This window comes from Acidovorax sp. A1169 (assembly GCF_030704685.1).
Lineage (GTDB): Bacteria > Pseudomonadota > Gammaproteobacteria > Burkholderiales > Burkholderiaceae_C > Acidovorax.
This window is the reverse complement of record NZ_JAUZDX010000013.1, coordinates 119401-134395: the sequence shown is the minus strand read 5'-3', so window position 1 is coordinate 134395 and position 14995 is coordinate 119401. Positions and strand designations below refer to the sequence as shown.

General features: G+C 65.7%; 16 protein-coding genes. 13 read left to right on the top strand and 3 right to left on the bottom strand.

What is annotated here, in order from left to right:
- Window position 1: 1 nt before the first annotated feature.
- On the top strand, window positions 2–397 hold the full coding sequence (locus tag QYL93_RS20555; protein WP_305745393.1) for a VOC family protein: 396 nt from the start codon (window positions 2–4) through the stop codon (window positions 395–397).
- A 41-nt stretch (window positions 398–438) separates the two neighbouring features.
- On the opposite strand, the gene QYL93_RS20550 is transcribed toward QYL93_RS20555, so the two are convergent.
- Genes QYL93_RS20550 through QYL93_RS20540 form a run of 3 tightly spaced genes read right to left on the bottom strand, consistent with a single transcriptional unit; the run spans window position 439 to window position 3129 of the window.
- A complete protein-coding gene (locus QYL93_RS20550) occupies window positions 439–831 on the bottom strand; it encodes a hypothetical protein (RefSeq protein WP_305745392.1) in 393 nt (130 codons plus the stop codon).
- A gap of 60 nt (window positions 832–891) precedes the next feature.
- Window positions 892–1923, bottom strand: coding sequence for a tripartite tricarboxylate transporter substrate binding protein (locus QYL93_RS20545; protein WP_305745391.1), 1032 nt, complete (start codon window positions 1921–1923; stop codon window positions 892–894).
- 60 nt (window positions 1924–1983) lie between these two features.
- A complete protein-coding gene (locus QYL93_RS20540) occupies window positions 1984–3129 on the bottom strand; it encodes a M20 aminoacylase family protein (protein ID WP_305745435.1) in 1146 nt (381 codons plus the stop codon).
- 300 nt (window positions 3130–3429) lie between these two features.
- On the opposite strand from QYL93_RS20540, the gene QYL93_RS20535 reads away from it, so the two are divergent.
- The 12 genes from QYL93_RS20535 to QYL93_RS20480 all read left to right on the top strand — a co-directional run bounded on the left by QYL93_RS20535 (window position 3430) and on the right by QYL93_RS20480 (window position 14985).
- Entirely contained in the window at window positions 3430–4404 is a 975-nt protein-coding gene (locus QYL93_RS20535) for a LysR family transcriptional regulator (protein ID WP_305745390.1), read from the top strand.
- Window positions 4405–4577: 173 nt separating this feature from the next.
- The gene (locus QYL93_RS20530) at window positions 4578–5372 is read left to right on the top strand and encodes an SHOCT domain-containing protein (RefSeq protein WP_305745389.1); all 795 of its coding nucleotides are present in this window, start codon (window positions 4578–4580) and stop codon (window positions 5370–5372) included.
- A gap of 250 nt (window positions 5373–5622) precedes the next feature.
- Complete coding sequence (locus tag QYL93_RS20525; protein ID WP_305745388.1) at window positions 5623–7245, top strand: hypothetical protein; 1623 nt, start codon at window positions 5623–5625, stop codon at window positions 7243–7245.
- Window positions 7242–8081: a GNAT family N-acetyltransferase gene (locus QYL93_RS20520; protein ID WP_305745387.1), complete on the top strand. Its 840-nt coding sequence runs from the start codon at window positions 7242–7244 to the stop codon at window positions 8079–8081. The genes QYL93_RS20525 and QYL93_RS20520 overlap by 4 nt, the downstream gene beginning before the upstream one ends.
- Before the next feature lie 376 nt (window positions 8082–8457).
- Window positions 8458–8970 carry a hypothetical protein gene (locus QYL93_RS20515; RefSeq protein WP_305745386.1) on the top strand — a complete coding sequence of 171 codons (513 nt, stop codon included), beginning with the start codon at window positions 8458–8460 and terminating at the stop codon, window positions 8968–8970.
- A 111-nt stretch (window positions 8971–9081) separates the two neighbouring features.
- On the top strand, window positions 9082–9342 hold the full coding sequence (locus tag QYL93_RS20510) for a hypothetical protein (protein WP_305745385.1): 261 nt from the start codon (window positions 9082–9084) through the stop codon (window positions 9340–9342).
- A 352-nt stretch (window positions 9343–9694) separates the two neighbouring features.
- Window positions 9695–11386, top strand: a complete 1692-nt coding sequence (locus QYL93_RS20505) for a hypothetical protein (RefSeq protein WP_305745384.1) — start codon at window positions 9695–9697, stop codon at window positions 11384–11386.
- Window positions 11383–11799: a hypothetical protein gene (locus QYL93_RS20500; RefSeq protein WP_305745383.1), complete on the top strand. Its 417-nt coding sequence runs from the start codon at window positions 11383–11385 to the stop codon at window positions 11797–11799. Before QYL93_RS20505 ends, QYL93_RS20500 begins: the two co-directional genes overlap by 4 nt.
- Before the next feature lie 89 nt (window positions 11800–11888).
- Entirely contained in the window at window positions 11889–12179 is a 291-nt protein-coding gene (locus tag QYL93_RS20495) for a hypothetical protein (protein WP_305745382.1), read from the top strand.
- 226 nt (window positions 12180–12405) lie between these two features.
- Entirely contained in the window at window positions 12406–13500 is a 1095-nt protein-coding gene (locus QYL93_RS20490) for a hypothetical protein (RefSeq protein WP_305745381.1), read from the top strand.
- A gap of 87 nt (window positions 13501–13587) precedes the next feature.
- Window positions 13588–14580 carry a N4-gp56 family major capsid protein gene (locus QYL93_RS20485; protein ID WP_057203384.1) on the top strand — a complete coding sequence of 331 codons (993 nt, stop codon included), beginning with the start codon at window positions 13588–13590 and terminating at the stop codon, window positions 14578–14580.
- A gap of 63 nt (window positions 14581–14643) precedes the next feature.
- The gene (locus QYL93_RS20480) at window positions 14644–14985 is read left to right on the top strand and encodes a hypothetical protein (RefSeq protein ID WP_305745380.1); all 342 of its coding nucleotides are present in this window, start codon (window positions 14644–14646) and stop codon (window positions 14983–14985) included.
- The last annotated feature ends 10 nt before the right edge of the window (window positions 14986–14995 follow it).

Below are 14995 nucleotides of genomic sequence, written 5' to 3'. Positions count from 1 at the left end.
CATGCAGATCAAACTCGCCAGCGTCCTCGTGGACGACCAGGAAAAGGCACTGAAGTTCTACACCGAGCAACTGGGCTTCGTGAAGGACAAGGACATCCCCATGGGCACCTTCCGCTGGCTCACCGTCAACTCGCCCGACGGGGTCGAGGGAGTGGAACTGGTGCTTGAACCCATGGCGTTTCCGCCCTCGGCCGTGTACCAGCGCGCTTTGTTCGAGGCGGGCATTCCGGCCACGGCCTTCATCACCAAGGACCTGGCGGGCGACTACGCGCGGCTCAAGGCCAGTGGCGTGCAGTTTCGCGGCGAGCCCATGCGCGCGGGGCCGATCACGATGGTGCTATTGGAGGATACCTGCGGTAATCTGATCAATCTGGTTCAGCCCGATGAGGCTGGCTGAGCTGCACCGCAGGAAGCGCCCCTGCGAGCCCAGGTGCAGTCCTACCCCAGCGCCTTGATCACCGCCGCATGCGCCATCGCCAGTTCGGGCGAGGTGTTAAAGTGCCGCTGGTAATGCCCTGAAAAATCCGCCTCGGCCGAATGCTCGAGCTTGAGCATCTCGCGCACGCGGCGTGCCACGACCTGGGGCGCCTCGGCCGCATCGGCGTTGTCGGGCTCCATGGCCTCGTCGAGCATGACGATCAGGCGGCTCAGGGGCTCCAGCCAGCGCATGGACTCGGCATAGGCCATGACCTGCAGGAACTCGCCTGCCGACTGACGGCCGTGCACCTTTTCATAGTCGCGCCGCTCCAGCTCGATCAGGTGGCGGTGCAGCGCCAGCAGCGCGGTGCGCAGGGCGGCGCATTGTTCAGGGGAGGCAGTAGTGGTCGTCATGGGCAGGCCGTTGGAAGAACATATAGGTCTGCCGCATGATCGCACGCCCTGACGAGGCGTTCAGTCTTTCATCTTGGCAAAGTCCACCAGCTTGGCGTACTGCGCCATGTCGTCACGCATCAGCGTGGCCAGGTTGGATTGGGGCGTGGGCAGCACCATGCCAGCGTCTTCGAGACGGCGCCGCACGACCGGGTCCTGCAGGGTGGCCTTGAGGCCCTGAGTGAGCTGCTGGGCCAGGGCTGGCGGCAGGTTGCGCGGGGCGGCCATGGCGAACCAGCCGACCAGGTCGTAGTTCTTGAGCAGCGGGTGCTCGGCCAGCGCGGGCACGTTGGGCAGGGCCGGGCTGCGCGCGGCGCTGGTGATGGCCAGGGGCACCAGGCGGCCGCTCTGGATGAAGGGCAGGGCGGCGGTGGGCGACAGCATCGCAAAGTCCAGCGTGCCGCCGGCCAGGTCGCTGGTTAGCGAGGCGGTGCCGCGGTAGGGGATGTGCGTCATGAAGATGCCGGCGCGCTGCTTGATGAGCTCGCCCGCGAAGTGCAGCGTGGAGCCCACGCCCGAGCTGCCGTAGCTGAACTTGCCGGGGTTGCGCTTGGCCAGGTCGATGAACTCGGCCAGGGTCTTCACACCCGTCTTGGGGCCGGCCACCAGCAGCACGGGGGCGGTGGCGATGAGGCCGATGGGCGCCAGGTCCTTGAGCGGGTCGTACTTCTGCGCCGGGTTCACCAGGCCGGTGGCGGCCATCTCGTTGCTGGAGCCCACCAGCAGGGTGTAGCCGTCGGCCGGGCTGCTGACCACGCGCTGCGCGGCAATGGCGCCGGCAGCGCCGCTCTGGTTGTCCATGACCAGCGTGGCGCCGAGCCTGGGGCCCAGCGCGTCGCCGATGATGCGCGCGGCCTGGTCCACCGAGCCGCCTGGTGGGTAGCCAATGACGATCTTCACCGGCTTGGTGGGCCAGGCTGGCGCGCCCTGGGCCAGGGCGGCGGGCGCATGGCAGGCCCATGCCGCCGCAGCCACGGCAAGCCCGAGGGCGCCCCGGCGCGTGGGCCGCACGGCGAGGAAGGGGGTCAACAGACGTGAGATGGGCATGTGCATGGTCGGGGGCCGTGGAGGTGAAGGGTTGCGAACAGGGTAAGGGGGCGGGGCAAGCAGGGATCAGGCCGGCGCTGCCAGGAAGCGCTCGGTCAGCTTGACCCAGTAGGTCGACGCCAGCGGCAGGCAGGCGTCGTTGAAGTCGTAGCCGGGGTTGTGCACCATGCAGCCGCCGCTGCCATGCGCATCACCCACGCCGTTGCCCACGATGAGGTAGCTGCCGGGGCACTGCTCCAGCATGAAGGAGAAGTCTTCGCTGCCGGTCAGGGGCTGCAGGTTGGGCATGAGGCCGTCCTCGCCCAGCCAGTCGAGCGCGACCTGGCGTGCAAAGTCGGTGCTGGCCACGTCGTTCACCAGGGCCGGGTAGCGCCAGTGGTAGTCCACCTCGGCCTGCACGCCCAGCGTGGCAGCCTGGGCCTGTACCAGTGCGGTGATGCGCTCGCGCAGCATGGCGCGGATCTCGGGGCGGTAGGCGCGCACCGTCAGGCGCATGAGCACGCTGCCGGGGATCACGTTGGGCGCATCGCCGCCGTGGATGGCGCCCACGGAGATGACGGCCATCTCGCGCGGGTCCACATTGCGCGAGACGATGGTCTGCAGCGCCAGCACGATGTGCGCGGCCGCCACCACCGGGTCGGCCGCCAGGTGCGGGGCGGAGCCGTGGCCACCCCGGCCCTTGACGGTGATGGTGACCGAGTCCGACGAGGCCATGAACGGCCCGCCCATGAAGCCGAAGGTGCCCACTGGGTGTCCGGGCATGTTGTGCAGGGCGAAGATGGCGTCGCAGGGGAATTGCTCGAACAGGCCGTCCTCGATCATCTTGCGGCCGCCGCCCAGACCCTCTTCGGCAGGCTGGAAGATGAGGTGCAGCGTGCCGTCGAAGCTGCGCTCCTTTGCCAGGTGGCGCGCCGCGGCCAGCAGGATGGCGGTGTGCCCATCATGCCCGCAGGCGTGCATCTTGCCCTGGTGGGTGCTGGCGTAGGGCAGGCCGGTTTCCTCGTGGATGGGCAGGGCGTCCATGTCGGCGCGCAGGCCCAGCACGCGCGCGCTGCTGCCCAGGCGCAGCGTGCCCACTACGCCGGTGCCACCCAGGCCCCGGTGCACCGTGTAGCCCCACTCGGCCAGGCGCCCTGCCACCAGGTCGCCGGTGGCGAATTCTTCAAACGCCAGCTCGGGATGCGCATGGATGTGATGGCGCAGCGCCACCATCTCTGCCTCGATGGCGCGGATGCCAGGCAGCACGGGGTCGGCGGGCCAGGCGCTGCCGTGCGCATGGGCGTGCTGGTGCGGCTGCTGTTGTTGTTCGTTGTCTCGTTCGGTGACCTGGTTCATGGCGGTTCTTGGTGTGGTGTGCGGTATGCAGGCAAAGTCTAGAAACCGCACCCTCCCGGTGGCAGACAGGGGTTGCCTTGCACCGCATGGCGGTGCTTGTCTTGCTGTTGTCACTGGGTTGTGCTGGGGCAGGGCTGCAAGAGCGGCCGGGGCCTGCGGGCACCCATAATGGCCAGCATGAAACTGCACCAGATGCGCTACATTGCTGCGGTGGCTGCGCACGGCAGCATCCGCGCGGCGGCGCGTGCGCTGGGCGTGACGCAGGCGGCCGTGACCCAGGGCATGCGCGAGCTGGAGGCAGACTGCCAGCTGGCGCTGTTCACCCGGCACAGTGGCGGCATCGGTCTCACGCCTGCCGGGCGCGACCTGGTGCAGCATGCCCAGCGCATCCTCGAGCAAATGCACCAGGCCGAACAGGACCTGGCCCGCCACCGCGACGCGGGCGCGCCCCAGCGCCTTTCCATCGGCATCACCCCCTGGGTGGCACAGACCCTGCTGGCGCGCGTGCTGCCCCCGTTTCGCGCCGAGATGCCGCATGTGCAGCTGGAGCTGTTCGACGGCTTCTCGGCCCTGGCCTACCCCAAGTTGCGCGAGGGCAGCCTGGACCTGATGATCGGCCGCATCGCGGCGCCCGACGAGATGCTGGGCCTGCAGTCCACGCCGCTCTTTACCTACGAGGCCACCGTGATGGCCCGTGCCGGTCACCCGCGTGCGGGCGCATCGTCCATCCACGAATTGCTGGGCGATGACTGGGTGCTCAACTTCGGCCCCGGTGGTGAACGAGAATTGATGGACCAGCTCTTCACCCAGCACGGCGCCGCCGTGCCGCGCCACCACATCCACCTGGCGCAGTCGGCCTCGCTGATGCTGACCCTGGTGCAAAAGACCGACATGCTCACCTTCTGCCCCTGGCCGCTGGCCGAGACCGCGTCGCTGCGCGGCAGCATGGTGGCGCTGCAACTGCGCGAGCAGTTCGCCCCGCGCACCGTGGGCATCATCCGCCGCAGCAACGAAACCCCGTCGCTCGCTGCACAGCGCTTTCTGGCGCACTTTGCCGAGCAGGTGCAGGCCAGTGTGCAGTCGGACGATGCGGAGCTGCGGCGGGTGTTCTATTCGGTGGAAATGGCGCCAGGCGTGGGCGCCGGGGTGTGATGCCGGGCAAGGCGGGGTTGCCTCTGCATCGGCCCTGCGCGGGTAGGCCCGTTGTCCTTTGGGCGCCTGTGTCATCCGCCGCGGCATCTGTGGCGTTGCTGTAGGCAGGTTCTATGATCATGCGGCTGCCTGGTGAGAGCCGGGCCCACACAACAAAGTCGAGAGGGAGACCCATGCAGGGACTTGCAAGAAATCTGGCCGTGGCCACCATGGCGCTGTGCGCCGCTGCGGCCTTTGCCCAGCAGGCTCAGAACATGGAGGCCATGAACCGGGGCGTGTTTTCCGATACGCCTGCACCGCCGCTCGGCGGCAGCGTGAAGGACGCGGCGGCCAAGAAGCGCGGAGCCCTCCAGCCGGGTACCGGCGATTTTTACCGCTTCGCCAAGCTGGAGGCGCAGCCCGTCAGCCGCGAAGCCGGTGCGATGGATGTGCGGCGCTGGACACTGTCGGCTCTGGTGAGCAAGGCCACGGGCGACGTCGACTTCTACGTGCACTACTACGAGATCTACCGCGCAAGCTCATGGAAGGCGCTGTCCGTGGCGCAGACGGATGCGGGCGAGGGCCTCAAGCTTGGCCGCCTGGGCGCACGGGTGGTGTCGTGCCGCAGCGGCTGCTCCTACGCGGAAGAAATCTTCATCGACCTTACGCCCGCCGCCGTGGAGCGTGCCCGCACGCAGCCCCTGCGCATACAGCTGTCGGGCCTGGGCGCCAACCCCACCCCGATCGAGATCGATGCGCAGGTGGTGAACGACCTGGTGGCCCAGGCCGGCGTGGAGGCTGCGAAGTACCGCCGGGTGAGCGCTCCGGCGGCAGTGCCCGCGCCAGCTTCGGTACCCCCCACGGCGTCGGGCTCCGCAACCCAGGGCCTGGTGGCGGATGAGCTGCAAAAGCTCGCCAGGCTCAAGGCCGATGGCACCATTACCGAGCTGGAATTCCAGAACCTCAAGGCCAGGCTGCTGGCGAAGTGAGGTGCTGCGGATTGCGCCGTGAGCTTTGGGCAGTCGGCAATCGGCTGCAACGTGCTGCGACCAATGCCGCACCCCAATGGGCCATTTCCGTCCAGCACCGAATGGCATTACAAAATTTTACGAATGAAGGCATTTCGGATAGAGTCGCCGCGGGGCCTGGGAGGGCCTTTGCGTCGGCGGTGCACCTATCCGATGCCAAACCGGGCAATCGTCGATTGTCAGCTCACCAATAATCAAGGAAAAAAACTCGATGGCTGCTTACCAGACACTGGACTATCTGCCGGACCTCACGGCTTCTGAAATGGCCTCTGCCGGGGTTTTGAGGCTCACGCCCTACACACCGACAGTAGCGGGAGTGACCTGGGACAACAGTGCGTTGGTTGCTGGCACCGATAAATATGCGCTGCTGCACGATACGTACCGCTTCACTGCGCGCGAAGGTGCAAACTACACCTTCAATAGTTCTTCGTACTTCGACCCCTATCTGCTCAAGATCGCCGACAAGAGCGGCAACATCATTGTCGCCAACAGCGAGGGGGACGACCTGGCCTCCATGCGGATGAGTGACGGGGCCTACTACGAGAGCGACACCATCTTCGATTGGACGGCACCGTACTCCGGTGACTTCTATGTCTCTGCCAGCTGGAATCAGGGCACCTACTACACCTTCTACACGCTTCAGGTGTACGAGGATGTAGGCACCGCTGTGGCCGCGCCTGCACCCGCCCCAGCTCCGGCCCCTGCTCCCGCTCCCGCTCCCGTGCCATCGCCCGCGCCGAGCCCCATCACCATTCCCGTGCCTACGTCGGCGACGGCCAATGCCATCACCGGCACGGACAATGCCGAAAGCCTTGTTGGCCTGGCGCGTGCGGATGTGATCAAGGGCGGCAAAGGCAATGACACCATTGCCGGCAACGAGGGCAATGACTTCATCACTGGTGGCAAGGGCAATGACAGCCTGGACGGCGGCGCCGGCATCGACACCGCCATCTTCACCGGCGCCCTCAGCGCATACAACGTGAGGGTGGACCGCGATACGAACGTCGTCACCATAGAACACAGTGCTTCCGGCAGCGATGGTGTCGACGTCACCAAGAACTTCGAGCTCTATCGGTTTTCCGACCGGATCATTTCGACGGCCGAGCTGCGTGCGCTCAAGGGCGCGCCGAATCCCTCCATGGTGGGTACCGACGGGCACGACAACCTGGGCGGCTCGCTGGAGGGCGACTACCTGTCCACCGGCAAGGGGACCGACACCATCAGTGCCGGGGGTGGCAATGATTTCATTGCCTCGGGCAAGGGTGTCAAGACCATCAACGGCGGCGCGGGTACCGACACGGTGATCTATTCTGGCAACGCCGTGGGCACGGTCACCAAGCGCGCCGATGGCGCCACCTCCATCGTCACCGCCGACAACACGAACATCCTGACCGATGTCGAGCGTTTCAGGACCAACAAGGAGTACGTTGCGTTCGACCTGGGCAACGGGCAGGCTGGCAAGAATGCCGCCCTGCTGGCCTACACCGTCAAGGGGGCTCCTGGCCTCAAGGATGGCGGGCTGATCGCCAACAACATCCTGCCCCTGCTGGACCAGGGCTTCTCGCTCACGGAGGTCAGCTCCTACCTCATCGATTCGGGCTACATCGCCGCGCTCGCGGGTGGCTCTACGAACGCCCAGCTCGTCTCCCTGGTCTACAAGTCGGTCACCGGGGCCACGGCCGACAGTGCCACCGTGGCCACATTCGAATCGCTGATCACCAGCGGCGCCTACACGCAGGCCACCTTCCTGTCGGGCGTGGCGCAGCTGGAGCTGGTGGGTACGTCCATCAACTTCTCGCAGTACGCATCGACCGGCTTGCTGATGGCGCTTTGACGCCGGACATGCAGGTGCCCGGCAGCAGCCTCCCGGCGGAACATGATCAGGGCCAGGTACTGGTCCCCGCGCTGGAGGCCGCGCTCAGGCAGACGGGGTCTGCCAGCGTCCGCCTGCTGCTGCGGCAGTTCCTGGCCGACAACCACGCCCGGCTGGACCAGGCGCAGTTGCTCGGCTGGATCCAGTACGGCCAGCGGTATGCCGCGCAGTGGTGGGAGCCCCAGGCGTCGCGGCACGCCAGCCTCGTCAAATCGGGCCCGAGTGATGCCGCGTTCTTTCGCGAAGCATTCGAGCAGAACACCTTCACCACCCTGTACAACCGGCAAAAGCCCTGGCGCGGCGATCTTGCGCGGGCACTGGGCAACTCCTATCTGTCGCATTTCGAAGACTCGGGCACCATCCACTGGACGGTGCTGGACAGCCGCCAGCGCCCGGTTGGCCTGGCCTCGCTGTCGGGCTACAGCCGGGACAACGCCCGGGCCGAGGTCTCGCTGGGCTTCCCCGGGGAGGTGGCTGCCAGCACCATCATGGCTGCCAGCCTGCTGGTGCTGCGCTTTGCCTTCTCGGTCGCCAAGCTCCACAAGCTGACCTCGTATGTGTACGAGGACAACGGCCATGCACGCGACTTCACGAAGAACTTCGGCTTTGACCACGAGGGCTTTCTGGCCGACCACTACTTCCTTCCGCCCTTCGGCTTCGTGGGGGTGAATGTGTTCGGGCTGACCCGAAAAAATCTGCACCAGAACGAGCGTCTGCGGCGTGTCTCGGCCCGCATGGGGGTGGGCGAACTCCTCGACCGGCAACTTGACCCCATGCTGTGGATCAATGCCGGGTGAGGGCACCCACTGCCTGCCAACCCCATTCCGAAAGGCACCACAGTTCGCCGCCGGGACCATGCCGGTCATTGATTCATTGCACCTGTGCCACCTGCCCCTATGATCCGGGGATGGCAGTAGATCGCATTTCCCACTTCACGCACCGTTGCACCGCACCCTCGCACGGCGCCGTGCATGGGCTGCTGCTGCCAGCGCGAAAGAGGGCGGACACTAGTGTTCCGGGTTAGAAATTCGTTGAATAAATCTACCGACAATCCCCGCCATGCGTCGTTGCAAATGCTCGCCATGCGCCCGGCATGTCTGCGCTTTGCGCCTAGCTTGGCAGCGATTTCGGCAGATTTCTTTCTTCAACGAACTTCCAACTCAGAACACTAGCATGCCGTCCCCGGTGCCCCCCGTGGTGCCCAAGCGTCTCAGTACCTTTCCGACGTTGTGGGCGTTTCTGTTCAGCCGCCAGCGCTTCGCCGACATGGCGGCCGCGCATGACCTGGCCATCATCATCCAGCCCGCTGACCAGCTGGCGCGCTACAACGCGGGCGCATGGAGCACCGGCACCGAGCTGGAGGCCATGCGCCAGGCATCGCTCGCGCGCCTGCTGCGCACGCGCACCCAGTTCTGGCGCTCGGGCCTGGCCATCGTGGGGGTGTTCATGCTGCTGGTCATCATGTACTCGGGCCTGGGCCGGCCGCTGGAGCTGGTTTTTCCGGACGACATGGGCAAGGTCCTGGCTGCCCTGGGCGCCATCTTCGCCACCTGGGGCTCGGTGATCCAGCTCACGGGCGTGGAGTCGTGGTCCGGCGAAAGCGCCGACGAAAAGCTGCGCAGCATGCTGTTCCAGACCATGTTCGTGCTGGGCGGGGCGTTTGCGCTGATCGGGGTGCTGTGGTGAAGAGGCGACGGCGTGACGGCGCTTGAGGGTTCGTGCAAACAGCTGCCTTGCCGCTTTTCGGCGACCGAGCGCCCGCCCGGATGCCCCTTCGGCTTTTCCCATCGACATTGAGTGAGCGTTTTCTTGCAGATACTCTTCCAGTTCTTCTACGGTATCCATCCACTGCTGCCCATGGCCTATCTGCCGCTTTTGGCAACAGGACTTCTGGCGCCAGCGCTCTACTGTGCCGCCAGAAAAATCCCTTACTCGATCGCAGTGATCTGGAGCCGCTCCAAGGCCGGGGATCGCTGGGCCAAAGCCGTCGTGGCGGTCTATGCGTTGTTCGCGGCAGTGACGTTGCTCGCCCTGGTTGCAGAATTGCTGCGGCGATAGTCGAAGCGGTCGGGGCGGGTGTGGGCGGCGGAGCCGCAGAAACCGATGCTGCACAGGCCTGTGCGCTCCAGGCCGCCCCGCAGCATTGCGCCTCACATTGTTGGACAGGGGCTTGCGGGCGGTAGCTGGCGACAATCCGGCAGCCACCATTTCGCGCCTGCAACGGGCAGGTATCGGCACGGCTGAACTGATCCAGATAGTTGATCGCGTGTTGGTGTCGCCTGGCAGTGCGGACAGGGCTCGCCTGTTGCTTGGGTAGCCGGACGCCGGTACCCCGCCCGGTACAGGCCTTGGCGCCAGTGCTGCATCGCCCAATGAACGCGGGCATGCAACCACCATTCTTTCGGCCGGCATGGGCGGCCTGATCGCGAACACCGTGGGCAAGAAGGCGCTGGGCGAGGCGGTCGGCATTGCGTTGAACAGCACGGTGCAGACCTTTGGTTCTGTCTATGGTGAAGCGGTTGAAGAGGCGCGCAGAACCGGCAAGGCGCTCAATCTGCCCGCGATGCTGGCCGGTGCCACGGTCTCCACCGCCATCGACACACTGGCGGACCGGATAGGCCTGAACGCCCTGAGCACCCACACATTCAAAGGCAACGCGCTGGAACGCCTGGGCAAGTCCGTGGGCATCCAGATGGCCGTGCAGGGAGGGACCGAGGCTGTGCAGCGTGTGCCTGAAGAGTTGGGCGCTGGCAGAGCGCCTTTCAGGGAAGGAACTGGCGCCCAGTATGTGGATGACTTCGCAGCCGGCGCCCTGTTCGGTGCCCATGCCGGCACGGTGGGCGGCTTGCGCGGCGGAAAGGGAGCGCCGGCCCAGTATGGAGTACACAAGGCCGATGTGCCAGTGGTTGGGGAGCAGCACACCACGCCAATGCCACCAGTGCATGCCGAACAGGCTTCTGCGTTGCCTGAGGACTACTTGTCCGTGCCTTCCGACCTGCCGCCTGATCGCGCCCTGGGCGGGGCCGAGCGCGCGAACCCACCAGCGGCGCAAGGGGGGCCTGAGCTTGCGATGGTGAGCGAGCCTGCCGCGCACATGGCACAGCCAATAGTGGACCCTCAGGGGGATGCAGCGCAAGCCGGGCAGGCGCAGGAGCTTGCCCCACCCCCGGCCGCCGCTATCCTGCAAGTGGACACACAGCCCACTGGTACGCTGGCCGTGACGGGGGATCTGGCGCTCATCCGCGACGCATTGCTGCAGGCGGGTATTGCTGCTGAGGATATCTTTCCAGGATCGCAAGGCGCTTTGGTGGCGCCACGAAGTGCCGAGCGCGCCCGGGGTATCTTGTCGCCCCTTACGCAGGCTCCGGATGCAGGTTCAGGGCTCCAGGGGCCTGTCTTGCCGGTCGCATCCCCTGCCTTGACTCCTTCGCATCCGAGAATGGCTTTGTTGGATGAAGGCTCGCTGGCAGTAACGGGCGGTGATCCTGCCGAAATTGCGGATCAACTCCTTCGGGCTGGGATCGGAGAGGCTGAGCGGCTGCAAATTCCAGGAGGTGTGCTGGTGCCGCCAGCCAGTGTCCAGAAAGTGCTGCAGATTTTCTCGGCGACCGGTGCTGGAAAGCTTGTTCCAGAGCGCCTTGGTTCTCACAATGGCGCGGAGGCATTCGATGGGCCACCTGCCTGGCCCATCCATGCATTGCCACCAGGGCCGGTTTTTGCGAATCGATTTCCCGATGACGCAAGGGAGCTTCGCGATGTGCCGGCCTTGACGACAGACCAAGCGTTGAGAATGCCTGCAAATGTTCTCTATGTGTTCAAGGAAAATGGTGCGTTGATCATGGCGCGCAAACCGCACGATCCAGGTGGTTTTGGCCATGTCGATCTGGCACGAGGAGAAAAGGTCATTGCCGCCGGTGAAGCCAAGGTGCTGTGGGGAACTGTCAAGTACATCGATAACGCGTCAGGCCATTACCTTCCCAACGGAGACGCAGCAGCGGGGGCCGCAGTCAAGGCCTTTCGAAACCATGGCTTCCAAGTTTCTGATGAAAGATACATCTACAAAATCTTTGACTTCAAGAGCAGGAAATGGGTGAAGAAATGAATGATCTCATCATCGAAAATTTCAATAGGTTGTGTCAAAAATTCCGCGCCGTGAACTACGCTGAAACCGGCGAAGATGAGATGGAGCCTTTGTACGAGGAACTGCTGGGTTTTTTGCAGCGCAACGCTCAGCACCGCCAGCAGTTGGCGCAGCTGCTCATGGACGACATCCGTCGGCAGCGGTATGGCGGGCGGCAGGGCGAGGTATGCTTTTCGGATACCGCCATAGGGTATTGCATGCGAGAGCTTCGTTGGCCGGAAATCCTGGCGTTTGCTCAGCAGGAGAATTCTGAATTCCACTCCAGAAAGATGTCGACTGCCTTGCATAGCATTTTGGAGGCCTACGACGACGAATGGCCGGATGCTGTGTTTTTCCGTCGCTTCGGTGGCGGCAGGGATGCTTTGGGCGGTTGATTTTTCTGATTTGTGATCGCCCGATCTTGGAGTGTCGGGTGCCCAGGGGGGAATTTCGTCTGCACCCGATAAACCCAAGGAGGAATGCGATGGACCGCTACGCAGGCAAGCCGTTTCTGAGGCTGCTGGACAGCTATTTTCTGGATGTGATGGGGCAGTTGAGCGAGGAACAGGACGAGGCGCTGGTCGCCATGCAGCCCCGGCTGGCGCAGGTGTATGGCGACGAGGGGTCGTGGCAGGACATGGTGGCCGCGCAGATGCAGTTCCCGCCGAGCCTGGACGATCAGGTGCGCCGGTTCTGGGCAGGCTACCTGGAGCACTGCAAGGCCAACGGCATGCCTGCAGACCCCAACGGGTTGGTGGTCTCGTTCATCGACTAGAACTTTCCGGGGATCGAATAGACCCGTCTCTGCGTGAACCATGGGCAGCCCGCTTCGAGCGGGCTTTTTTTCGCCTGTTTGTTGCCATGGTGTGCGGCATATATGCCACCCCTTCAGCGCGGTCGCCTCTTCGCGGACATTGCTTTCACGGGCGATGTGCCCGGTGTCAGCAACCACCACTGCCTCTGGCCCGCGCGGGCCATGCCGAAGAAGGATAGACCGCACCATGAACGCCACCGACAGCAGCAGCAACAGCAACCACTCCACCACCGCCGCCAGCCTCGAACCCGGCGAGCGCGCAGCCGGCGCGCTCGATGCCGAAGACCAGATGGCGCAGGCGCTGGATGCGCTGCGCCAGGAGCGTGCGGAAACGGGTGCGGATGCCCAGGTGCAGGCGCCCACCACCGCCATGCCGGCAGGCCCTGACGGGGGCATGCTCGCAGCAGCGGCGATGGGCGCCGAAGCCACAGGCACCGACGCTGCGCAGACCCGTGCGCGCGCACCTGCATCCAGCGCCGCGCAACACGCAGGCAGGGACGGCAACCCCGACCCCGCCGAGCTGCTGCGCCGCACGCAGGAAGAGCTGCACAAGGCGCGCAGCGAGATGGGCCGCGTGGGCCAGCTCAACCGCTACCTGAACCAGGCGCGGGCCGAGCGCGACCGCCTGCTGCAGGAGAACGCACAACTCAAGGGCAGCGGCAAGGCCGCGCCGGGCGCTGCCGCGGATGGATCCGCCGCCGCAGCCCGGCTGGCCGAGCTGTCCCAGAAGGTGCAGCAGTTCCCCGAGCTGCATGGGCTGGTGGGCGCCGTGCAGCAGGCCCTGCAGGCCGTGGATGCGAAGGCCGCGACGGTGGCCGAGCAGACCGCCGCCCGCATGGTCGAGCCGTTGCACGGCCTGCGCGCCGAGCAGGAGCAGCGCGCGCAGGAGCAACGCAGCGCCGCCTACGAGGCCGCGATGCAGACCTTCCAATCCACCTACCCGAATGCCGTGGAGGTGGTGCGCAGCACGGATTTCAGCGCCTGGATCCACACCCAGCCGCAGCCCATACAGGCGGCCTTCTACCAGGGGCAGGACCCGGGTGAGGCCATTGCGGTGATGGACGCCTACGACGCGCACCTGCGCCGCGCGGGCCGTGCGCCCATTGCCCACTACCCCCAGCAGCCGGCCGCCCAGCGCGCCAGCGCCAATGCCGCGCGGCTGCAGTCGGCGGCGGGCCTGCCTTCGCGCGCCAGCGGCGCCAAGGGCGGGCTGCCCCCTGAGGACGACTTCGAGGCGTCGCTGGACTTCTTTCGGCGCCAGCGCCTGACGCGCGCGGGCTGACGCCCCCATGCGCTCCATGACAGGCGCTGCGGCCACCCGCAGCGCCTGGACACCCACACCCAATTTTCCCGATGAGGAGCAATCGATATGACCGTTTACGGTGACATCACCCCCCGTACCGCCGCCTATGCGGTAGACAAGATGCTGGAGCGTGCCCAGCCCTCCCTGAACATGGCCAAGTTTGCCGTGGTGACTGCCGTGCCCAAGGGCAAGACCAAGGTGGTCAAGTGGCGCCGCTATGGCCGCCTGGCACCCACCACCACGCCGCTGACCGAGGGCGTGACGCCCGTGCAGGGCAACATCACCAGCACCGACGTGTCGGCCAACCTGGAGCAGTACGGCCAGCGCGTGCAGATCACCGACGTGATCGCCGACACGCACGAAGACCCGGTGCTCAGCGAACTGAGCGCCTCGCTGGGCGAGACCGCGGGCCAGACGCAGGAGCTGATCCTGTACAACACCATCAAGGCCGGCACGCAGGTGCTGTACGCCAACGGCGTGGCGCGCAACACGGTGAACACGACCATGACGGCCAACGTGGCGCGCCGCGCGATCCGCCAGCTCAAGGCGCAGGACGCGCGGGCGCTGACCACCGTGCTCAACGCCACCGATGGCGTGGGCACGCTGCCCATCCCGCCGTGCTACGTGTGCTTCGTGCACCCCAACGTGGAGATGGACCTGCAGAACCCGGCGTTCTTCCCGGCCGGCTACACGCGCATCCAGAACTATGGCACCTTCAAGCCGCTGTGCGAGAACGAGATCGGCTCGTTCGAGAACATCCGCTTCGTCTCGTCCACGCTGTACGCGCCGCTGGTCAACGCCGGCAATGCCACGCTGAACGGCATGCTGGGCGGCACGGCGGTGGACGTGTACCAGTCGGTCATCGTCGGCAAGGAGGCCTATGCCACGGTGAACCTGTCGGCATCGGGCTCGGGCCTCACGCCCATCGTGGTGAACCCCAAGCCCAGCGACAGCGACCCCATGGGCCAGCGCGGGCATGTGGCTTTCAAGATGTGGTCGGCGGCGGCGATCCTGAACGACGCCTGGATGACCCGAATCGAGCACGGCGTGTCCGCCTGACCCTGGCATAGCAACCCCCGGGCCGGCACGCTGCCGGCCCCTTCTTTGGAAGGAACATCCCCCATGGCAAAAGCACAACCCAAGGCCGCCACATTGGCCGAACCCACCGCCGGCACAGACACCGATATCGACGTGGCCGTGCAGCAGCACGGCTTCTCGGGCCAGACCTGCGAGATCAAGCTCTTCAAGGGCGAGCTGCACGAGCCGCAGCAGCCGTTCTTCGGGCTCAACAACTACCAGATCCAGATCCAGCGCGAGCGCTGGGTGCGCGTGCCGGTGGAGATGGCCGACCACATCGAAGGCCTGGCCTACACGGTGCGCGAGGCCGACCCCGAGGAGCCTGAGAACATCGACAGGATGCGCTGGGTGGACAAGCCCCGCTTCCCCCTGCAACGCAAGAGCTGAGCGGGGAGGG